General features: G+C 54.6%; 15 protein-coding genes. All 15 read right to left on the bottom strand.

The features are described from left to right. Positions 1–6 precede the first annotated feature (6 nt). The gene (locus ABIE48_RS12875; protein ID WP_084203699.1) at positions 7–966 is read right to left on the bottom strand and encodes an ABC transporter permease; all 960 of its coding nucleotides are present in this window, start codon (positions 964–966) and stop codon (positions 7–9) included. A gap of 109 nt (positions 967–1,075) precedes the next feature. Continuing rightward, on the bottom strand, positions 1,076–3,490 hold the full coding sequence (locus ABIE48_RS12870; RefSeq protein WP_354519009.1) for a glycoside hydrolase family 95 protein: 2,415 nt from the start codon (positions 3,488–3,490) through the stop codon (positions 1,076–1,078). A 44-nt stretch (positions 3,491–3,534) separates the two neighbouring features. After that, a complete protein-coding gene (locus tag ABIE48_RS12865) occupies positions 3,535–4,827 on the bottom strand; it encodes a cupin domain-containing protein (RefSeq protein ID WP_192714356.1) in 1,293 nt (430 codons plus the stop codon). Positions 4,828–5,073: 246 nt separating this feature from the next. Beyond that, entirely contained in the window at positions 5,074–7,755 is a 2,682-nt protein-coding gene (locus ABIE48_RS12860) for a discoidin domain-containing protein (protein WP_192714357.1), read from the bottom strand. A 270-nt stretch (positions 7,756–8,025) separates the two neighbouring features. Beyond that, positions 8,026–8,343, bottom strand: coding sequence for a thioredoxin (gene trxA, locus ABIE48_RS12855; RefSeq protein ID WP_192714358.1), 318 nt, complete (start codon positions 8,341–8,343; stop codon positions 8,026–8,028). Then, positions 8,344–8,718 (bottom strand): MerR family transcriptional regulator, encoded by a 375-nt coding sequence (locus tag ABIE48_RS12850; RefSeq protein ID WP_145020275.1) that lies wholly within the window; start codon positions 8,716–8,718, stop codon positions 8,344–8,346. Positions 8,719–8,797: 79 nt separating this feature from the next. Further along, positions 8,798–9,478, bottom strand: coding sequence for a serine/threonine protein kinase (locus ABIE48_RS12845; protein WP_145020279.1), 681 nt, complete (start codon positions 9,476–9,478; stop codon positions 8,798–8,800). Positions 9,479–9,689: 211 nt separating this feature from the next. Beyond that, positions 9,690–11,765, bottom strand: a complete 2,076-nt coding sequence (locus ABIE48_RS12840) for a serine hydrolase domain-containing protein (RefSeq protein WP_192714359.1) — start codon at positions 11,763–11,765, stop codon at positions 9,690–9,692. A gap of 207 nt (positions 11,766–11,972) precedes the next feature. Then, positions 11,973–14,219, bottom strand: coding sequence for an FAD-dependent oxidoreductase (locus ABIE48_RS12835; protein WP_192714360.1), 2,247 nt, complete (start codon positions 14,217–14,219; stop codon positions 11,973–11,975). Positions 14,220–14,223: 4 nt separating this feature from the next. Beyond that, the gene (locus ABIE48_RS12830; RefSeq protein ID WP_076166330.1) at positions 14,224–15,069 is read right to left on the bottom strand and encodes a carbohydrate ABC transporter permease; all 846 of its coding nucleotides are present in this window, start codon (positions 15,067–15,069) and stop codon (positions 14,224–14,226) included. Between the two features lie 23 nt (positions 15,070–15,092). Continuing rightward, entirely contained in the window at positions 15,093–15,974 is an 882-nt protein-coding gene (locus tag ABIE48_RS12825; RefSeq protein ID WP_192714361.1) for a carbohydrate ABC transporter permease, read from the bottom strand. Positions 15,975–16,244: 270 nt separating this feature from the next. Next, positions 16,245–17,585, bottom strand: coding sequence for an ABC transporter substrate-binding protein (locus ABIE48_RS12820; protein WP_192714362.1), 1,341 nt, complete (start codon positions 17,583–17,585; stop codon positions 16,245–16,247). Positions 17,586–17,735: 150 nt separating this feature from the next. Beyond that, positions 17,736–18,485 carry a response regulator gene (locus ABIE48_RS12815; protein WP_192714363.1) on the bottom strand — a complete coding sequence of 250 codons (750 nt, stop codon included), beginning with the start codon at positions 18,483–18,485 and terminating at the stop codon, positions 17,736–17,738. Positions 18,486–18,604: 119 nt separating this feature from the next. After that, entirely contained in the window at positions 18,605–20,395 is a 1,791-nt protein-coding gene (locus tag ABIE48_RS12810; RefSeq protein ID WP_192714364.1) for a sensor histidine kinase, read from the bottom strand. A gap of 242 nt (positions 20,396–20,637) precedes the next feature. Then, positions 20,638–21,912 carry a BNR-4 repeat-containing protein gene (locus ABIE48_RS12805; RefSeq protein WP_222125588.1) on the bottom strand — a complete coding sequence of 425 codons (1,275 nt, stop codon included), beginning with the start codon at positions 21,910–21,912 and terminating at the stop codon, positions 20,638–20,640. Positions 21,913–21,955: the final 43 nt, after the last annotated feature.

Below are 21,955 nucleotides of genomic sequence, written 5' to 3'. Positions count from 1 at the left end.
TCCTTTCTAGTATAGTCCTTCGCCCGAAGCCCGCTTGCTCAGCGTATTCCCGATCATGACGAGCACCAGTCCGACCACCGATTTGAAAAGGCCGATCGCCGTCGTGTAGCTGTACTGCTGATCAATGAGGCCGACCCGGTAAATGTAGGTGTCGAGGATGTCGCCCTTGCTTTCATTCAGCGAATTGACGAAGACGAATACGCGTTCGAAACCGAAATCAAGGAAGTTGCCGATATGGAGCAGGAACATAATGGTGATAGTCGGCAGGATAGCCGGGATCGTGATCGACAGGGTTTGTCTCCAGCGGCTGGCACCGTCAATGCGGGCGGCTTCATACAGCTCAGGATTGACGCTGGCCAGTGCGGCCAAATACACGATTGTGCCCCAGCCGCTGTCTTTCCAGATCCCCGTTCCGACCAGGATGCTCCGGATATACGAATCCTCGCCCAGAAAGTAAATCGATTTGAGTCCGAACGCATTCAATACCTGGTTCACGATTCCTGTCGTCGGCGATAATATGCCGATCATGATCCCCCCGATAATGACCCAGGAGAGGAAGTGCGGCAGATAGACGACCGTTTGGAGAATCCGCTTGTACACGACTTTCCTCAGTTCGTTCAGGAGCAGCGCAAAGATAATCGGAACCGGAAAGGCAAAAATCAGGTCATAAAATCCGATCAGAACCGTATTTTCAAGAATCCGCAGAAACTCCGGGTAAGTGAACATCCGGCGGAACTGATCGAGTCCGACCCATGGGCTGCCTGTAAAGCCCTTGAAAATGTTGTAGTTTTGAAACGCCATGACGGACCCCAGCAGGGGCAGGTATTTAAACACGATAAAATAAATGATTCCAGGCAGTGAGATCAGGTACAGCGCCTTGTATTTGCGCAGATTGCTCATCCGCCTTTTTGGTGCGGGCAAGGCCGGACTGGAGGCTGAGATGGCGGCTGGCGCTTGTTCTGGCATAAATATCGCTCCTTTTTGTATAGATCGCTTCATCGCTAATGTTAATCTTTTTGTCCGGACCCTCGGAATGGGGATTTGTCGCTTCACTTGTGTTTTATTACGGTCGCGTTCATCCTTTGCGCGCCCGAATGACGCAGCTTTCCCCAGCTGCCAAGGTTATCACATATTCAAAACCGGAACGGTCGTCGTCGGACTTATCGCCCGAGGCATCGGTTTCCAGGTGACCGGAAACCGCGAGCTCCAAGGGGACGGGCGACCACAGGCGGCACAAGCCCGCCTTGGAGGAGCGGATCGTCACCTCGTCAAACGTCCCTTTACTCCAAGACAGACCTACGGTATACCCCCCTCTTGCCCGAAGGCCTTCAACACGGCCGGAGCGCCACGCCTTTGGCAGGGCCGGCAGCAGCCGGATTTCCCCCGCATGGGATTGCAGCAGCATTTCCGCCGCTCCCGCTGTTCCGCCAAAATTACCGTCGATTTGAAAAGGCGGATGGCAGTCCAGCAAATTCGGATACGTGGAATTCGCAAACAGCTTCATCAGATGCCCGTAAGCCTCCTCCCCCATGCCAAGCCGGGCATAGAAATTGACGATCCAAGCCCGGCTCCAGCCCGTATGGCCGCCGCCTGCGGCGAGACGCCGTGCGAGCGTCCTCTCGGCAGCAGCCGCCAGCCCCGGCGTGCGCCGAACATCAATCAGCCCACCCGGATGCAGGGCGAACAGCTGCGAAATATGCCGGTGTCCGGGATCGGCCTCCTCATCATCGCGCAGCCATTCCATAATTTGCCCGTGTTTACCAACAGCCGGGCGCGGAATGCGTTCGATCGTCTCCCGCAACTCGCCGAGAAACGCCTGATCCTCCTCGCCGATGATCGCCGCCGCTTCCAAGCAGGCGGACAGCAGCGTCAGCGCGATTTGCGAATCCATCGACGGACCGATGCACAGGCTGCCGCTGCCGCCGTCCGGGAGAAGAAACCGGTTCTCCGGAGACACCGACGGTCCCGTAACCCGATAACCGTCCTCCTCGATCATGTAATCGTGAAGAAATAGCGCCGCTTCCTTCATCGCCGGGTATGCCCGTTCAGCAAGAAAAGCCAGATCACCCCCGAAACGGTAGTGCTCCCATAAATGGAGGCACAGCCACGCGGCGCCCATCGGCCACACCGTGCAGGTCATCAAAATCCCTTCCGGCCGGGTTTCAGCCCACAGATTCGTGTTGTGATGGGCAGTAAAGCCCCGGCAGCCGTACATCTCGCGAGCGGTAGCCCGTCCGTTAGGCCGCATCCGGTCGATCAGATCGAACAGCGGTTCATGGCAGTCGGATAAATGGAGCACTTCAGCCGGCCAGTAATTCATCTGGACGTTGATGTTGATCGTATATTTGGATTCCCACGGCGGGGTATAACTGTCGTTCCAAATCCCCTGCAGATTGGCCGCTAAGGTGCCCGGCCGGGAGCAGGAAATCAGCAAATAACGCCCATATTGGACATAGAGAGCTGCCAGACCGGGATCTTCAATCTCCGCTTCATCAGGCAGCAAATCGTTTGTGTTTCCTTCGCCGCTTTTATGTCCCAACGCATTCTGCAACCGGAGCAGCCGCTGGTCTGTAGGAAGTGCAGCATGCGGATCACCGTCCGGCGTCAGATCGATCGCAAAGCGGCCGAACCGGGACGCGTACTCCTCTGTATGCCGTTTCAGCAGCGTTTCAAACGGTTTGGCCGCCGCCTGCTCCAGCTGTTTCAGGCAAACTTCTGCCGGCTGCTTCACCCGAAACGTGCTGTGCGCCGCCAACAGCAGGGTCACGGCATCCGCTCCTTCGATCGAAAGGTAATCACCGATAACCCGCTGCCGTCCTCCCTGAATTACGGCACGAAGGGCTGCACTAAACCGGACGCCGTCCGTTCCGCATTCCCCGTCCATGACGATGGCTCCCGAAGGGTCAGCCCGGCAGCCATAATCGAGCGGACGGCGCATGAGATTGACGGCCAGCGTAAGCTGGCCCGGCTGGTCCGCGGTCAATCGGATGACCAGAACCCCATCCGGTTCGCTGGCGAAATAGCTCCGCCGATACCGGACGCCCTTGAGCCGGTAGCAAACGTCCACAACGGCTTGCTCCAAATCCAGCTGCCGCTCGTAGTTTTCCACAGGCCCTTCCTGATCAAGCAATTTAATCACCAGATCCCCTAGAGGCTGGTATGGCTGCTCATATTTTGGGGAAGCCGTCATCGCCATTCTCGCCAAGTGCTCCGCTTCTGCCTGCTTTCCTTCCTTAAGCAGCGTCCGGATCTCAGCCAAATAGGGCTGGGACCGGGGATTGGCCGCCCGTCCCGGACCGCCGTACCAAATCGAATCCTCATTGAGCTGGACTTTTTCCAGCCCCGGCGTGCCGAACACCATTGCACCCAGCCGCCCGTTCCCTATGGGCAGCGCTTCGTTCCACCCGGCTGCCGGCCGGGTGTACCATAATCGAAGGTCCCTCGTAGTTGCAGACATATGCTCTTGCAAGCTGACATCCTGTTTGACCACATGCTTCACCTCTCCTCATCCTCCGGCCTTTGCTGCAGACACATCTATTTTGGTATACCCACCTCAAAAATGATCGCTTTAATCGGCACATCCCCGTCATTCCGAAGGCCGTGCCTCCACCATGGCTTGTTTAGGATGATGTCCCCGGCTTCCACCCGGTACGTTCTTCCGTTCACCGTCATCAAGCCGCTTCCTTCGAGCAGAACGTACAGTTCTTCATCCTCACGGTGACCATGCAGGCCGATGGATGACCCCGGCGGGATGACCGTGTAATGCAGAAATTTCAGCGGCGTATCGAAATCGCCGCTCCCGAACAGCTTGCTGCCATGCACCAAGCCTTCCCCCCCATGACTCACGGAGCCTGTAAGTTCGGCCCGAAGAAAATTGCGGATGACGGTCGGCCCATATCCCCAGCTGTCCGAAGGATCCACAGGGACACCTGTCCGGAGAGACCGCCTCGTGTAATCCGCCAGAGCCTGATTCTTTAAATAATCCCTGGCATTCGTCTCACCCGGGCGGTGCTCCTCCAATGACCGCAAAAACTCGGTGAACGGGCCTGGGGCGTCTACATCACTAAAATCCTCAATCCGCCGGACACCATCCACTGTCACGAGCTCGAGCACGCCGCCCACAAAGGTCAAGCTGCCCAGCGATCCCTCGATCCGCCAATCGCCGGCCCACTGCGTTTCCCGCCCCTGGCTGGTCAAGGAACAGCGAAACGAGGCCTGTATTCCGGCCTGCAGGTCCATAACAATATGAAACACATGCCTGCGTGAAGCATACAGCCTGCTCACTTCGCGGCCGGACAAATACCGCAGCAGGTCAAAATGGTGAATGATGACTTCTTCCAGCACCTCGTCCCTTTCCAGCGTTATTTTTTGGCGCTGCCTGAAAAAATCGCATTCCATGGACCGCAGCTCACCGATCGCCCCTTCGTCCAGAAGCTGCTTCAGCTTCCGAACCGCTGGAAACGTACGGTAGTTTTCTGCGATCATAAACGGAATTTGCTCCTGTTCAGCACGCTGCACCATCGCGGCGGCATCCTCATAATTGTCAGCAATCGGCTTTTCGCAAAATACCGGCAGTTTATGATCGAACGCCAGCTCGTTAATGCGCTTGTGAACCTCCCTTGGGGTAACGTTGATCAACAGATCTGGCTGTTCCCGCTCGATGGCTTCCCGCACATTTTCGTAAAAATGGATTCCATCAGCCTCTACAGCAGACCTTTTTCCAGAATCTGTATCTGCAACGGCGAGTTCTATATCCGCATACTGGGACCGGAGCTTCCGGTACCAGCCGCCGCCAAAACCTCCCAAACCAACGAGAAGCGCTTTCATAAATAGGCCTCCTTTTATTGAACAGCATCTTTCAGATTTATTCCGTTCATTGCGTGATTCCAGCCTCCATGCTACTCCTGATCCGCCCGTCTCTCCATGGCATAGATTTCTGGCGGTTGTGTTTTTTTATGCTTAGATAAAAAAGAACCATGATTCCGCCCGCCGTACTCAAAAGAGAATAGGATGGGAATCATGGCTTCATCGTCTGGCTTCATTCAACAAATTGTGGATGCTGCTAGCTGTTGGTTACTTTTGTATGTTGTTCAGCGCTTTTTTGCCCAGCCGCTCCTCCAGCTGCTGCTTATACAGGCTCTCAACGGTCACATGCTGGCCGTAATTGTCCCAGTATCCGTCGCTGCGCGGGCGGGGATCATAGACGCTCGGAACCAGTCCGGGCACCTTTTCGCCGACATGTCCGATGGCATAGTTCTGTGCAGTCGGCGGCTGCTGGGAGGTGAGCTCTCCTTCCGTGTTCCAGCTCACATAGTTGGCCCCGGCCCAGCCATGGCCGCTGCCGAGCCAGGCTCTGTCCCGGATGGAAATCGGAGCCTTGATGTTGTCGAACAGTCCGCCTACGGACCAGCGGTGATGCGGTTCGCTGGTGTTATAATTTTTGACCGCCTCACCGTCCAGAAACACGTTTGGCCCCTGCACCCTGCTGTCAACGACAAACGCATGCCGCGCGGTCTCTGTGTAGATCCGCTGCACAAAATTCAGCTGGCCCATCTGATGGATCACGTACCGGCGGCCCCCGGTGATGATGCTGACCATGTCGTACATCTTGCTGTCCTGAACGGTGATCCATTTGGAGTTGCGGCTCATCTGAACAAGAGAGTACGACAGATGATACCCTGTCACATCCCGGACCCAGCCGTTTTTAACACTGTTAAACACGACAAAGCGCTCGGCATGCTTCTCGTCCGCATAATACGGGTCGGTCGTATCGTTATCCATGACGGTATCGATGACGCTCGGATCGAAGTCCGAATCCACCCGCATATTTTCGACGCCTACCTGCTGAATGCGGGCCTTATCCGTGTATTTGTAGATTTCACCGCCGCCCCACTGGCGCTCGATCGCGCTTGCCAGCGGCGCATCGACCGTAATCGAATTGCCGTCGACGGCCGTGATAACCCGGTCAAAATCCAGGTTGAACGGAGACCACTGGGTTACCGTGCCGCCCGGACGGTTGTAAATGTAATCCATGCCAATCGCATGAATCCAGTTTTTATCCCCGATCCGGCGGACGACGATTTGGTCGCCTACATGATAGGCACTGGCGTCTTCGACATGAAAGGTTCGCGCACCCGATGGCACGTACAAATCGGAGATCGTCTGCTTAGAGCCACTGTCCAAAGCAAGGCCGACATTCTCCCCGATTTCGATCAAATTGCGCGGATTGGCCCCGGTGCCGTATATAAGCGTTCCTTTTTCGTCTTGCCCCATGCCCCGCAGCACGATCCCGCTGGCTTTGACGGTCAGTGTGCCACCGACGTCATATCTGCCTTTTTTCAGCAGGACCGTGCCACGGAACTCGTCCTTTCCGAGCGGAAGCCGGGCCACCTCATCGATCGCTGCCTGGATGCGTGCCGTGTCATCTCCGTCTCCCGGAGATACGGTGGCTTTTACAGGCACGTTCGGTATCTTTACACCGCCGCCCATATAGCCGACATTCGAGAAGTCGAGAATTTGGTTGCCGCGGTAATCGCCGATGTATACCATCTTCCCGTCTTTACCCAGGAAAGCGATCTGGCTCTGTCCCGCAGGAACGCTTTTGGGATCAAGCACTGTAAAATAATATGATTCGTACACCGGTTCCTTGCCGCTCTGTTCAATAGTCAACCGCAGCTGATAGGACCCTTGTCTGTCCGCTTTCCCTACAGGAGTCCATTCCACCGCCTCTCCTTTAGTCAGCGCCGTCTTTGGCAAGGCATCAACTGTCTTGTTTCCGTTATAAACCAATTCGCCTGTGACATTTCCGTTTACGGTAGGCGTCAGGGACACAGTTGGATAAACGTCCTGCGGTTCGATGACGGCCGGCTGTCCGATCTCCGTCTTCATTCGCGGATGCGTCAGTTTGGAGTTGACGACATAGGCTTCGCCTTGAAAAGCTGCGGGATCATCAACGACCACCCATAGGTCGCTTGTCTTCAAGTCTTCCGTTGTATGTACGACCGCCTGCATCAACGAAGCCCCGACCTGGTTCGCCGTCACGGTTCCCGAAGGGGAAACGGACACGTCCATGGTGGAAGATTTATAGGTTTTCGCCACTTCACTTAATTCCACGACGCTGCCGGATTTCAGTTCACCTTTCAAAAACAGCGTCGCTTCTTCTCCTTTGTTCAGCCGGATCTCGCTGTTGTTCGGGTATTCCTTTCCGGCCGCATCGGAAAAATAGATCCGCTGAAGGTCCGCCGGTGCAGGTGCCTCCGTACTGTTATACACGGACAGCTCGGACAGCTGCACGTTGAGGTCTTTGCTGAGATTCAGGCTCAGCTTCAAATACCGTGCGCTGACCGCCTCAAAGCTGGCGGTTTCCGATGCGCTTAAATCCTTGTTTTTGCTGAATGCTTCATTCCAATTCGTCTGGTCGTTCGAATAGAGCAGCTGGTAATCCTTCAGATTGTCTGCCCGGTTCAGGTTGAACATCACCTTGTTGAAGGTTTCCTCCTTACCCAAGTCGATGGAAAGCCACACGTTCATATCATCCTTTCTGTCGGCGGCTAATGGCTGCCATACGGTTTCGCCTTTGCCGTCCACCGCGTTCGCTGCGCTGCCCGAGCTTGCCGTCGCCGTACTGCCAACCGCCAAGTTCACGTCCCCGGCCGCAGCAGCGTCAACTTCCTGCTTCCCTCCGGCCATTGCCGCTTGGGAGCAGATCATCAATACGATCAGACTTGCGCTGACCTTTTTCCTCCAACCCGTCAAATCATATCCCACCTTTCTTGTTTTGAAATCGCTTACATATTAACAAGGCTTTCCACTGTTTAACATGTCGTTTTTATCGATCGGTTTGTGTTTTCTTATTCCTTCCTCCAAACAGACAAAGACGGCGCCCGGCCAACATGTGAACCATGCTTCCGGAACCGCCGTCTATTGATGACTTCATACTATTTATCAAATCTCACCACGGAGGCGACGATCCATCCTTCTTACCGGGAAAATCGTCCAGCTTCGCTTACCACTTCCTGCTTTTGATCAGCTATGCTTGGATACAACCTGCTCGTAAACGCTCTTCGGCCGCAGGCCGACCAGCTTCTCGACAGCCTCACCGTCGCGGAACACGATGACCGTCGGAACGGACATCACCTGATATTGGCTGGCGGTAGCAGGAGACTCATCGCAGTCCACCTTCAAAAAATGCACTTGATCCCCCATCTCTTCAGACAATTCATCCAGCATGGGGAGCAGCTTCTTGCAGGGAGGGCACCATACCGCTCCAAATTCCACCAATGTGGTTCCCTGGGCTCTTATTTGCGACGCAAACGTCGTATCGTTAACCGCTTGAATACTCATTTAACCTTCCTCCTGACCGGATAGGGATCGTTCGAGCAGGATGGAATCGATGCGCTCGGTCAAATTGGCCCGGATGCTGGTCAGCACCTGAATCTGTTTATCGATCTCCTGAAGCTTTTGCTGGTAGATCGGGAGCACATCTTTACAAAAGGCTTCTTTATTCTGCAAGACACACTGCAATATTCCGGATATTTCGTCTGTGGACAATCCGAGGTTCAAATACAGCTGAATGGCCTGCACCTGCTCGACCGCAAACGGGGTATATTCCCTGTACCCGTTCTCCTTTCGCAGCGGCGTCAGCAGCCCTTTTTGTTCGTAATAACGAAGGGAGCGAATGCTGGCGCCGGTCCGCTCCGCCAATTCTCCAATGTTCAAGGCCCCATCTCCTCCTTCCTGCCCGGTAGGTCTTTATTGTAAACCCTGACACTAATGTGAGGGTCAAGAGGCAGGCCAATTAATTTTTTATAAAAAGCTTTCGTATGCGTTCGGAAAATTCCTGTAAATTAATGTTCAACGGATCGAGATGGTTATAAGCCGTCTTCACGGCTTCAATCAGCCATAAGGGGATCCTTTTGCCTTCCAGCAGCGGATATACGTTATCATACGCCCATTCCAGATGCTCCCACCGCTTATCGTTTCCGCTCTGGACATATTCAGACACGTCAATGACTTTCCCGCGCCCGTCCTGAAGCAGCACATTTTTCAAATGAATGTCCCTGGGGTTAAGCCCTTTGCTCCTTACAAATGCACGAGCGGCATCCACGTCGTCGATGACCTGCCTTGGCACCGGGATCCCATACAGGAGGCAATCATACAGAGTTATACCTTCTTCCCGGCTGATGACGACATAGCGTTCTCCTGACCCGTAAAACACAGGAAAAAACGGACTGCCTTCCAGCCGGCTGTAGACATGAATTTCCGCCTGCTTCTTTGGAAGCGCAGCTTCCGTGTATAGTTTATATGCATACGCTGGAAGCGGTTCGTATACAAACACAGCCGCGTCGGTTCCGATGCCGATACAGACTAAATCCTCCGATTCACCGGTTATCGCCACCGGCTCGTTGCTGCCTTGTTTCAGCACTTCCATTCGGGATAGAGCATGTTCGGCCTGCTTCCACTCTTTACTGTTGTTCATTGTTCGACCGCCCCCTGCGAGCTTAGGTTTTACTTATTCTACTGTATTTGAGCCGGGTAATCCAGGTGAATGGCAGCTCGTTAGTTACAGCCAGGATTTCGCTCCCGCTGTAATATAAAACCACCGCCCCTTTAGTAGATGAAGGATGCGGTGGTTCTGCATTCAATAGCTATGAAATGATGAATGATGATAGCAGGTTACGTTTTATACCTTACTTTTTATCGAGTTTGACGTCGAATGAAGATCCGGCGTCTCCTGCGAAAACAACGGTTCCGTCCTTAGGCAGGACAACTTGGTTAGATCCGCTGACTTCACTCATATTTACGAGCTTGCCTTCGGCGTCATAAACGACGAATCCTCCTTCAACCGGAAGCTTCACCGTCATCGTTTTTCCGGCGGCCTGCTTCGGAACCGTGAACCATCTTGCATAACCATCGGCCTTGATGCTGACGGTCGATTGTTTGCCATGGTACAGCGGCTTCACCAGATCCTCGCTGACGAACACGCTGCCCGCGGCTTCCAGGTATTCGGCCCCGTCTTTTTTATAGAAGCTGTATTCCGACGTGTCCCGGCCGCCCATGCCCGGAACCTGAAGAACACTGGCTGCCGTATTCGGTCCGGTAATTTTTTTGTCGTTCAAATAACCTTGAAAATCTTGGGCCCGCTTGATCTCCAGCGTAGGCTTCATCAAATACATGACCGACGTGTATTTTTCGTTCACCGGATAATAGGTTTTACCTTCACGCTGATCCCAAGCTTTGGCCGCGTCTTTCGTCAGCGGGTTGCTGTCCAGCTTTTGAGCCAGATAATGGGACAACGCTATTTGCCCAAGCTCAGGAACGCTGCTGTATTCCTGGACCCATAGGTAAGTCAAGCCATTCTTTTCCTTCACAATGCTGACTTTCGCGGTACCCGCTTCGTTCACGAACGTTCCGTCCGAAGAGTACACATATTTCTCCGCCGGATACTCAGGTACATTCGGAACCGTGACGGACATCATTCCATCCTTCAAATCAACCTTGACGAGTTGATTGGTCGAGCCGTAATATCCGGCTTCCTTCTTCAGATCTTCCGGCATGCTGGCAGGAACCGGTTTACCGAACGATTTGTCCGGCTTGATCTCTTTGATTGTCCCTTTTTCTTTCAGCGCTTCCAGCAGGATTTGTGTCGCAAGGAGCTGGTTCGTCGAGCTGCTTCCGCCTGATGATACGACAGCCGCAGCCATATTCTGCTCCGGAAGGGCGATCAGCGAAGCGTGGTACAGAATCGTGTCCCCGCCTTTAACGACTGCTTTGATGCCATAATCGTTAAACGGATACAGCCTTACGCTGTCCCAGCCCAGGCCGTAATCAACGGAATTGTCCGCATCTTTTGGCCACATTCCTTTTTTGTATTCAGGCTGACCCATAGCTTCCACCGACTTGGCGGACAGGATGCCCTGCTGTTGTCCGGTAAAGATTTGCGAGAACCGCGCCAAATCCTCCGCTGTGGAATAAATGCCTCCCGTGCCGATTACGTTCACCGTTTCGTTCGGCAGCTGCTGCTGAATGCCGGGATAATAGAGACCTGCCGTTTGGGAAGGATCCACCATATCCTGCGAAGTTTTGGTATTCTTCATGTCCAGCGGTCCAGTGAAATATTGATGAACGAAGGCGGTAAATTTCATCCCGCTTACACGTTCCACCAAGATCTCCGCCAGCGTAAAGCCGTCGTTGCAATACACCGAGAAAGCGCCCGGATCTGCCTTCAAGCTTTGCTTGGACAGCTGCTCAAGCAGGGTGTCGTGCGCGTAAGGATCCGAGTCTTCAAACAAAAACGCATTATTCAGGCTGGAACCTTGAATCCCGGAGGAATGGTTCAGCAGCATGCGCGGGGTAATTTGCTTGTAGCGCTCATCCTTCATTTTGAATTCCGGTATGTACTGTACAAGCGGGGTATCCAGGTTGATCTTCCCCTCGTCAACCAGTTTCATGACGCCGGCGGTCGTAAACATTTTGCTCGTTGAGCCGATGCCGTACATCGTGCCGCTCGTTAGCGGAACCTTGCCCCCTTGATCATTCGTTCCGGTTTGGCCGGAGACTTGAATCTTCCCTTGGTCGATGAGCGCGTACTGCACGCTGATCGTCCCGTACTGCTTCGTGAGCAGTTCCGCTTTCTCTGCGGCGATTTGTTTAAGCCCTTTGGCGGCTGGAACCGTCGCTTCCGTGCCGGACGCCATTGCATCGGTTGGAACCAGCGGGGTCAATGTCAGTGCGGCGGCCAGAAGCCATGCCATCCTTTTTTTCATGAATGAACCTCCTTTTGTTGGACTATTCGGTACTACGTTCATCACCCCGAATTTGGTTCAGTTTTCCAACAAAAAGGGAACATCGTCTCATACTGCGGTTCGACATAGGACCAACTATCTAGCTTGCCTTAACTAAAAGGCAGCCATCTTGGTGGATGGCTGCCTCAAACCGTACTTTTGCGATGATTGGTTCCGTTGACCTTCCAATCAATATACCCGAATCTCCACGAGTTCGGCGGCAGGGGCACCGTTTGTTTCTTCGATCACGAGGCGCAGCGCGTCGGTGGAAATGCGCTCATTCAAAGCGATCCGATTACTTCTTCGCCGATTATCCTGAACACTGGCGATCGTGTCCCATTCCCCACGGATGCATGCCTCGATCCGGTATGACTTGACCAGTTCAGGGATGATTTCGAACGGCGTTCGGTGATGATGCAGATTGATCAGGTCTTCGTTGACGTCGTCGTTCCATGTCAGCCGCACCTCCTGCAGCGCGACTTCACTCTCCCATGTCAACAGCAGCCATGCCTCGTCCTCCGGCCCAATCGGATTCGACGCCCACAGATTGGGTCCGCCGAATGGCCGCTTGTATCCGCCGACCGCCTTCGCCGGCGAATAGGCAGCGGTCGTACCCAGAACCTTGAAGCAGAACGGCTGCCGGACCAGCGCCTTCATGCTCCAGGCCACGACGGGCTGATTCTCGTCATGGTCCTCCAAATCAGCTGAAGCGTTAGGCACCGCCCCCTTCTCAAATGTGAGGACGCCGGTAAGGGGTTCAGCCGCACTGTACAGGCTGATGTCCGGATTCCCGCGGATGATGACAAAAGCATTCTGCGGCGTGTCCGGTGCCCAAGCCAGCGGAAGGGATATCCACTGCGCTTCACCCTTGGAAACAGCTGCTTCGGCTTCAGCCACCTTTGTGCAGGGCACGTAGTTTTCCGGACGGCCGGTGTCCCATAACTCCACGGCAAGCCGGGTATCCCCGCTCGCATCTACGAGCAGCTCCAGTCCTTGCATCCCCGGCTCCAGCGGAAACAATATCGCGGCATCCCGCTTCAGCCGGAAGGCTGAATGCGGTTTGGTGACGGCAATGCTGGCTCTAACCGACGAGGCCGATACCTTTGCCTGGCGGGCGAGGTCCCGGTCGTCTTCATGCCGCAGGCCGATGACGGACGCGTCCTGGCGCAGCAGCGTCTGCTGCAGCTCGTGAAGATGCGAGCGGTAAATGGCCCGCGGCGGCACGCCCTTCGCCGCGCAGAGCGCAGCGGCGGTTCCTGCCGCTTCCCCCATCACCGCGCATGTCGCCATGACACGCGTTGTGCCAAAAGCCACGTGGGAAGCGCTGATGTTGCGGCCGGCGAACAGCAGGTTGGAGACGTTCGCCGAATACAGGCTGCGGTACGGAATATGGTAGATGCCGTCCGCGTGCATATGCTTGGAGCCGCTGGCTTCGGCATACATCCCCTGCGGCGGGTGCAGATCGATGGACCAGCCGCCGAAGGCGATGCGGTCAGGGAACGGCTCCTGCGCGATGATGTCGTTTTGGTTCAGCACATAGTCGCCGACAAAGCGGCGATATTCCCTTTTTCCCGGAATGGAACCGACCCATTCCAGCGTCATGGCGTCGGCATCAAACTGCCCTGAATTTTTAATATAATCCCAGATCCCATAGATAACCGACCATAGTTCATCCCGTATGACTTCGTTGTCATGGACCGTGTCCAGTTCGCCTCCCCACTCAATCCACCAGTAATGGCAGCCCGAGTCGCCGCTACGGATGACCCGCTTGATCGGAATCGGCGTCTGCGTAATGTCCTTGGCGAAGGAAGGCGGCACGAACCGGACGGGATGACCCGCGTCCTTCGTGTAAAACAACAGCGTACTGCCCAAGGTGATGCCGTCCGCTTCCTCCGGCGCCCACGCTTCCCCGTATTCACGGGAGGCTTCCCGGCCGATCCGGTAGCGGGCGCCCGCCATAAAGCCGACGAGACCGTCGCCGGTACAATCGAGAAAGACTGGGCTTTCCATGCGGATGCGCCGCTCGGAGCCCATCATCCAGCCAGTCACCGACCGGATCGTCCGGTTCTCCTCCGGACCGTCCGCCTCGACTTCATGCACATCGGTGTTCAGCAGCAGCGTAATGTTCGGCTCCGCCCGCACCGCTTCCAGGATCACCAAATCCCACAGGTACGGATTGCCTTCCGGATTACGGTACTGGTTCTCGACGAACAGTTCGCCCATGATGCCGGTCTCCCTAGCGTACCGGTTGATGCCGTGCGCGGTCGCCCCGCACACCCACACCCGAACCTCACTGCTTGAATTGCCGCCGAGTACCGGGCGGTTGTTCACAAGCACGACCTGGCTGCCGAGCCTTGCCGCCGCAATAGCGGCACATACGCCGGCCAGCCCGCCGCCAATGACGGTTACGTCGCTTCGTATCGTCTCGGTTTTCATCCTCTCACCCTTTCACCGCAGAATTCGTCAACCCTTGAATAATGTAGCGCTGGCCGATCGCAAACACGACGATCATCGGGATAATGCCCGCAGACGCCGCGGCCATCATGCCGTTGTAGTCCACCGTATTTTCCAGGATAAAGTTCTGAAGTCCAAGCGGAATGGTGTACAGCCGCTCATCGATCAAAAAGACCAGCGCGTTCTCGTAATCGTTCCACTGCCAGGAGAAATCGATAATGGCCAATGTGGCCAGCGCCGGTTTGGCGAGAGGCAGAATGAGCCGGAAGAAGATCCGGAAATGCCCCGCCCCGTCGATAAAAGCCGACTCGGAAATCTCATGGGGAATGGAAAGGAAGAACTGGCGCAGCATGAATACACCGAAGATCGTAAACAGGCCGGGCAGAATCAGTGCGAGATGCGTATTATAAATGCCGGCCCATTCAAACATGATGAACTTGGGCACGAACAGTACCTGCGGGGGAATCATCATCATGGATAAATATAGCATGAACAACGCGTTCCTTCCCTTGAATTCGATCCGGGCAAAACCGTAAGCCGCAAACGCGGACAGGAACGTGGCGCCCGCCATGCCGATCAGGGCAATTTTTAGCGAATTCAGGTAGTAAGTACCGAAGCTTTTCGGTCCGGTCCACACCTTGAGGTGGTGTTCCCATGTCGGATGCGCGGGAATCCATTCGATCGGGTATTTGAATACTTCGGTCGGTGTTTTCAAAGACGTGCTGATCATCCATAGAAAAGGCATAACCATCACGATGGCCAGCGCCAGCATGATCAGCGTCACCAGCAGCCTGCCCGGCGTGCCGGCCAGCAGTCGTTTTTGGAGTTCCATGATGCTTCAGGCCTCTCTTTCTCTTAGTAATGAACCCATCGTTTTTGGCCGATCCATTGGATCACCGTAATGATCAGGATGATAATGAACAGCGCCCAAGATATCGTGGCGGCGTAGCCCATGTCGTAGTACCGGAAGGCGTTCTGGTAGACGTACAGAGACAAGATGGTCGTGCTGTTCCCGGGGCCGCCCTGCGTTGTCGCCTGAATAATGCCGAACGTCTTGATCGTCATGATCATTCCGGTCACCAGCAGCAAAAACGTGGTGGGGCTGACGAGCGGCCAGATGATTTTGCGGAGCAGTTGTCCCGCCCGGGCGCCGTCGATCTTCGCGGCTTCCAGCAGCTCCGGCGATACCTCCTGCAGCGCGGCTAAATAAATGATCATGTTATACCCCATCAGAAACCAGATCCAGATGATGTCGATCGCAAACATGGAGGAGGTGGTCGTCGACAGCCATCCGGGAGGATGATCGATTCCGATGCCGCGGAGAAATCCGTTGATCGGCCCCTGTTTCGGCTGGAACAGCAGCATCCACACAAACGCGACGGCCACCCCGCTCGTAATGTACGGCATAAAGTACAGGGCGCGCAGAAGCTTTTTCAAGTAGATCCGCTGGTTCAGGATGACCGCGACGACAAAGCCGAGCGCGATGGACACCGGCACCGCCACGAGGAACAGCACGGTGTTCTTCAAGGACAGGTAAAACAGCTTGTCGTGCATCATCCGGGTTACATTATCGAGACCGACGAACCCGACCTTGGGATTCATGAATTTGTAATCCGTGAAGACCAATCCCAGAGAGTATGCGGCCGGTATGAGAAAGAACAGCAGCACGCCGATCATGCTGGGCCCGATGAAGACGTAACCCAGCCTGCGCTGCCTTCTCATCCAATGGTTGTTCATGCGTTTCGCCTACTTTCATATTTTTGATGTCCTCAGTCTAGCAAGCCGGGACGTTTCGCAGAAGGAACAAAACCATCGTCTTCATATCACAAAATGATGCAAAAAAAGCGCTTCGAGGACGACTCGCTGCGCTTGTTCATCAAATCGTTCTATCTATAATCGGGTCAAACACAACAATAGAGGTACATGTATCCAGAATGCGACAAGGGACGGCCGTTAAACTTGGCCATCCCTTGTGTTCAATTAGCGTGTCACCTTCGTGGCAATAGGTCACTGCTGCGGATTGGATTTTAAATATTCGTCATGGCGTTTCACCATGGCCGCCACCGTCGCGTCCAGGTCCTGGGACCCCAGGAAGTACTTCTCATATTCCTGCGAGCGCAGATCCATAACCTCCTGCGGCACGGTACGGACAAAGGTCGGCGTCTTGTTGTCAAACATGACGTACATCAAGGATTCCTGATCGTACGTGTCTCCCTTGTCGCCCAGCATGCTCTTCAGCGCCGCATCCTGATCCGCATCCTTGGATGCAGGCAGACGCCCGCCCGCTGCCATCGGTGCCATGCCGCCGTCCGCGTACCATTTCAGGAACTCCCACGCTTCCTTCTGATACTTGGACTTGGCGTTAATCGATATATAATCGCCCAGCCCGCCGCGGGTCACGTAGTTTGCGGCGTCTTCTTCCAGCCGCGGTACCGGTGCAAACGCAATTTTGAAATCGCGCGGATAATCGGTAAAGTTGTTGGAGCTGCGGAGCAGCCAGGCCCCGATGTTCAGCATCGGTACTTCACCGCTGAGGAACATTTGCTCGACCGGCATTTTGGACGTCAGCTGCTCGCCGAGCGGAGGCGTCGTCTTGTCATCCTTCATCATGCCATACAAGCTTTCCAGCCATTTGCGCACAAGCGGATGATCCAGGTTGGAGCTGCCGTCCGCCTTGGTATAGCTTTCTTTGGCAAGCACGGAGTCGATCGGGTCGACAAACGGCTCGGTATTCTGGATAAAGCCGTAGCCTTCGCCTTTCTTCAGCTTCTTGGCGTATTCCCTCATCTCGTCCCAGGTCCAGTCCTTCGGAACCGGGAGGTTGGCTGCATCCAGGGCATCCTTATTCAGCGCGACGAAAAAGGAGCTTTTTGTCGTCGGTACGCCATAATATTTGCCGTCGATCTTCCAGCCGGCCGCTTCGGGCCCCATTTTCTCATCGATATTATAGTCCGTGAAGGCGCTCAGATCAGCCGCAGCCCCCGAAGCAACCCGTTTTGACGCCTGGGAAGCGGAATAGTTGACGAAGAGATCGACATCCTGTCCGGTCATAATCGCCGTATCCAGCTTCAAGTTGCCTTCATCGTCATTGACAAAGCGCACATACTCCACTTGAATATCCAGGTGATCCTTATTCCAGGCATCCACCACCTCCTGCGGCCCGGCCTCCGGCGGAACCCCGCCCCACATTTTCAGTTTGACGGCGCCACCTGAAGCGGACGAAGCGGCTTTTGCACTGCCCGCCGCCCCCTCGGCATCCCCCTTACTTCCGCCGCCGGAGCAGCCCGATACCACGCCCGCGATCAGCGCCAGCGATACGAATCCCGCAAGCCAACCTTTTTTTCTCAATTGAAGCCCCCCGTATCAAAATGAATTGTTTGTTGCAGCTCAAGGATAGCAAAGCGGCGGGCCCCGCCGTAAGTAACAGAATCATGATTCCCATGGAACAGAAATACGCAGTTCGACGGCTCGTGACAGATACTGAATATGCATTTTGTTCTATTGCTTCATCCGGTATTGGCTCGGGGTCATCCCCGTCATCCGTTTAAAAATTTTAATAAAATAGTTGTCGTTCATGAAACCAACGTTCTGGCAGATCCGATTGACCGGAAGGTCCGTCGTCGACAAGTATTCGATGGCCTTCTCGACCCTCGTCCGGTGCAGATAGTGGATCAAGGTCTCCCCGGTTTTCTTTTTAAACAAGGCGCTGACGTAGTTTTCCCCCATCATGACATAACGGGCGAGCGATTTGAGCGTAATGTCCTGATCGTAGTTTTGTTCGATATACTCCATAATTTTGTTCACTTCCGGGTGCGTAATCTTCTCCCGGGCCGCCGGCTGCCGAACCGGACGTTCGACTTGCGGCTGCCGGGCAGACAGCTCCCTGCTCACTTTGGACAGCGTCTCCCGAAGATCCTTCACACTCATGGACAGCTTCAAAATATAGTTGGAGGCCCCGTATTCCATCGCTCGGCGCATGGATTCAAAGTCCCCGATGCAGGTCAGCATGACGAACTTGGATCCGATGCCGGCTTTCCGCGTTTCCTGCAGAAGTTCAAGGCCGTCCATCTGCGGCATGACGATATCGCACAGCACCAGATCCGGCGGGTCGTTCTTGATCATCGGTAACGCTTCCAACCCATTGCTCGCCTCGCCCGCAAGCGTAAAGCCCATCTCCTCCCACCGGATGATCTCCTTGACCGACTCCCTCACGAAGGTTTCGTCTTCAACCAGCAGCACTTTCCACATGCGCGTTCACTCCTTAACAGCTAGATAGAAGGAACCAAAGAAAGTCACAGCTCAGACTTAGAACAGTTCCACATTCCAAGAAATCAGCCGGATCAACATTTTAGTTCCATTTAGATCGTTCATGATATCGATTGACGCGTATTCTCGTAGGGCTCGGACAGCAGCACGGGCAGGTGCATCCGGCACAGCGTTCCCTGCTCAAGCGGGATGACCTCAAGCTCCCCTTTGTCCTTGAACAAAAGGCGCAGCCGCTCCCTCACATTTTGCAATCCGATGCTCGGACGCTTGCGGGCTTCACCCTGATTTTTGCTGGACTGCTCGATGCCGACGCCATTGTCTTCGACTTCCAGAGTGAGCCGGTCCTGCAGCAGCGGGCTGCGCCCCGTCCGGATCAGAATCCGTCCGCCTTCGGCCATATTGCCGATGCCGTGCTTGATTGCATTGTCCACAAGGGGCTGCAGGCTCAGCTTCGGCACCAGCGCGTAAATCAGCTCCTCATCATAGCTGAACTCCACTTGAAAGCGGTTCCCATATCTCACCTGCTGAATATAGAGAAAGGCGCGCGTAAGCTCGATTTCATCCCCGAGATGAATCAGGTCCACGTCGGAGTTGAGGCTCGTCTCCAGCAGCTTTCCGAGCGACAGGCAAATCTCGACGATTTCTTCGTTACCGCTCCGCAGGCCGATCCACTTGATCGTATTCAGCGTATTCAGCAGGAAATGGGGGTTCATCTGCGCCAGCAGCATTTGAAAATGCACCGCATCCTTCTGCCGTTCTTCGGCCCGCAGCCGCTGGACCAAACCGTTCATATCGACCATCATCGTGTTAAACGTCCGGGTCAGTTCCAAAATTTCTCCCTTGTACCGCTTCTCAGGCAGCCGGATCCGCAGATCCTTGCGGACCGCCTCCTTCATCTTGATCTGCATATGCGACAACGGCCTTGTAAACGCATGGGCAATCATGAACGCAACCGCAATAAACGCGGCGGTAATGGTATAAAAGGTTACAAAGTATTGCTTCTTCAGCGTTTCGATTTCCCGGAACAGCAGATGAAGCGGTATTCGATCCACGAGGTACCAATCCAGGGAAGACAAATAGCTGTAATTCACCAGCGTATCGGACCGCTGGTCCGTCCAATGGCCGCTCTGCGGCATGTCTGCGATTTCTTTGACGGCTGCGGCAGACAATGACGAATCGGGAATCGACCTTGCGATCACCTCACCAGTACGGGTCATGATGAAGTAGGCTTGATCGCTTTCGGATTTTTGCAGCATAGATTGAAACCAGAAGGAAAAATCGATGCTGATGCGTGCCAAGCCGTAGGCTTTGTTGCTCCGGTCACGCAGTTCGGCGTACAAAGACAGCAGGCTCGGGCTTTTACTGATGTCCCGTGACACGTAATTGGCGTCGTCGGACACCCAGAGATAAGAGGACTTGGATTCCTTAAGCGCCTTGAAAGATGCGTTAGAAGCAATCTGGCTGTAATTCAGGGAAGTATTCGGCGGATAGGATGTATACACATGGCCGCTGTTGTCGAGAAGCGTGAAGTAGACGGACGGATTGTACAGGAAAAAGCTGTTGTTGAGCCCTTTGAACTTGTCCTCCATGATCTCTTTATTGTCCAGGACCGACCGTTCTTCCGGCTTCTGCAGAATGCGTCTCACCTCGGAATCCTGTTCCAGGAAAATCAGCGTCTTGAACGCGATGCTGAGCTGATCCTCGAGTGACCGGTGCAGATTGTCCAGCTGCTCGTGGCTCTGCTCGCTGATTTTATTTTGGACAAGCGATTCGATTTTCTGGTAATTGTACAAATTCAGCACGCTGAACGGAACCAAAATGACGAGCGCAAACAGGGCAAACAACCGGTATTTCAGCTTGTGGGGAATGAGGTGACCGAGCCATTTCCGCATAACGAGAACTCCTTTTTTACACTTGGTGCTCCCATTATATCTCACACGATGTCCCTAGATAACAAGGTTTGTTCAAGAGCGTAAATTTGTAGTGTGCAACCCTGAAAAAAGCATCAAATCGTTCTATTGACAAGCTGCTGTTAGTCCAACCAGTTAACGACAAAAGAACCGCATCCCATATGCGGTCCTTCATGAGAATCATACGTATACACTTTGAGCATGTATTCAGCAAGATCGCAGGCTCAGTTTCTACCGTAATACAGCTTGCGGTTCGTGACGTCCACAAGGTACAAAATATCGACGCCGTTTTCATTGCGCTCCACGCTAAGCCGCTCGATCGGCTTGCCTGGCGCAATGGACGTTTGACTCCAGCCGCCGCCTGACTGGACGGCCATGAAGGCGCGGTCCGTACCGCTGCTCTTGGCGTAGTACACCCGCGGCACTGAGCCTGCCCATGTAATATCAATGGCTGCCTTGGTCTCGGACGCGTTATAGACGGTTTGCAAATTCCAGCCGTCGACTCCATAGGATGCATACTTCACGGAAAAGGTCGTGCTGCCTTCCTCCCGGTAGCGATAGGCAACGACGGGATTGCCGGACGAATCGACGGCCAGTTTGGCGCTCTGCACACCGGGACCACCGGGGTCACTTCCCGTCTGAACATACGCTTCTGTCGGGGAGAGCGGCTGGATGATATCGGCGGTTCCCGGCGTCAGCGGCAGGGAAACGGCGCTGCCGTCGGCCTTGTAGAAGCTGCCTGTCGATGGGCTGTATTTGACGTAAGACAATTCATGCCGCAGCGGACTTGCTGCAAATGCAGACCACTCGAACAAAATGTGAAGGTCGCCGTTCGCATCAAATATGAGATCGTCAGGGTAGAACGATTTGTTCAAGGACGAGCCGATCACGGCCACCTTGGACCATGTGGAAGCCGCGTTATCCCACCGGAACAGCTGCCCTGACCGGTAGCCGGCGGCGTCTTCGCCCGACCGGATCAACAGGTATACGTCTCCGTTCGGTGCCGTGGTCAATACGGGATAGGTGCCTTTAAACGTGGAAGGCGTCGGCATATCGGCGGAATGGTTTTGCGGCGCTCCCCCTACCGTGTCGGACCGGAAATAATGCCATGCTTCGTGGTGCATCGAAGCGAACACGTGAAACCTGCCGCTTCCGTCCCGCGCGATCGATGGCTGATTATGTCCCAAATCATCACTGTATTCCGCAACCGAGCTGCCGTTCATGACAGGAATATTGGACCATACTCCGTTCCCGTCCCGCCTGGCGATATATACTTTATGCGTTGACTCGGCGCTTCCCGGCGCGTTATACGCCATGTAGGCGTACTCCAATCCCGTTCCATACGTTTCGAGGGGCGTCCACCAACCCGCTTGGTTGCTTGAATCCATGGCATACGAGACCTCGGTCAACGCAGCGGCGGCGCTGCCCATCCCGGATGGGAGAAGCGAAGCCAGCATCAACGCCGCCGCTCCGATTTTCCACGGTCTTCCTTTTTTCATATCATCGTCCTCCTTTAGGTAAAGTAACCCCTTCCTATGCCTG

Origin of the sequence: Paenibacillus sp. OAE614, assembly GCF_040546645.1 — a bacterium.
In the GTDB taxonomy this organism is placed as follows: domain Bacteria; phylum Bacillota; class Bacilli; order Paenibacillales; family Paenibacillaceae; genus Paenibacillus_AQ; species Paenibacillus_AQ favisporus.
Note: the sequence above shows the minus strand (reverse complement) of the source record. Positions and strands in the feature narration are given on the sequence as shown.

Excerpts from the sequence above, each read along its gene's own strand:
- ABIE48_RS12845 (WP_145020279.1), bottom strand. The coding sequence starts at position 9,478 with ATGAACAACAGTAAAGAGTGGAAGCAGGCCGAACATGCTCTATCCCGA.
- ABIE48_RS12875 (WP_084203699.1), bottom strand. The coding sequence starts at position 966 with ATGCCAGAACAAGCGCCAGCCGCCATCTCAGCCTCCAGTCCGGCCTTG.
- ABIE48_RS12835 (WP_192714360.1), bottom strand. The coding sequence starts at position 14,219 with ATGAAAACCGAGACGATACGAAGCGACGTAACCGTCATTGGCGGCGGG.
- trxA (WP_192714358.1), bottom strand. The coding sequence starts at position 8,343 with ATGAGTATTCAAGCGGTTAACGATACGACGTTTGCGTCGCAAATAAGA.
- ABIE48_RS12865 (WP_192714356.1), bottom strand. The coding sequence starts at position 4,827 with ATGAAAGCGCTTCTCGTTGGTTTGGGAGGTTTTGGCGGCGGCTGGTAC.
- ABIE48_RS12840 (WP_192714359.1), bottom strand. The coding sequence starts at position 11,765 with ATGAAAAAAAGGATGGCATGGCTTCTGGCCGCCGCACTGACATTGACC.
- ABIE48_RS12805 (WP_222125588.1), bottom strand. The coding sequence starts at position 21,912 with ATGAAAAAAGGAAGACCGTGGAAAATCGGAGCGGCGGCGTTGATGCTG.
- ABIE48_RS12825 (WP_192714361.1), bottom strand. The coding sequence starts at position 15,974 with ATGAACAACCATTGGATGAGAAGGCAGCGCAGGCTGGGTTACGTCTTC.
- ABIE48_RS12815 (WP_192714363.1), bottom strand. The coding sequence starts at position 18,485 with ATGTGGAAAGTGCTGCTGGTTGAAGACGAAACCTTCGTGAGGGAGTCG.
- ABIE48_RS12830 (WP_076166330.1), bottom strand. The coding sequence starts at position 15,069 with ATGGAACTCCAAAAACGACTGCTGGCCGGCACGCCGGGCAGGCTGCTG.
- ABIE48_RS12810 (WP_192714364.1), bottom strand. The coding sequence starts at position 20,395 with ATGCGGAAATGGCTCGGTCACCTCATTCCCCACAAGCTGAAATACCGG.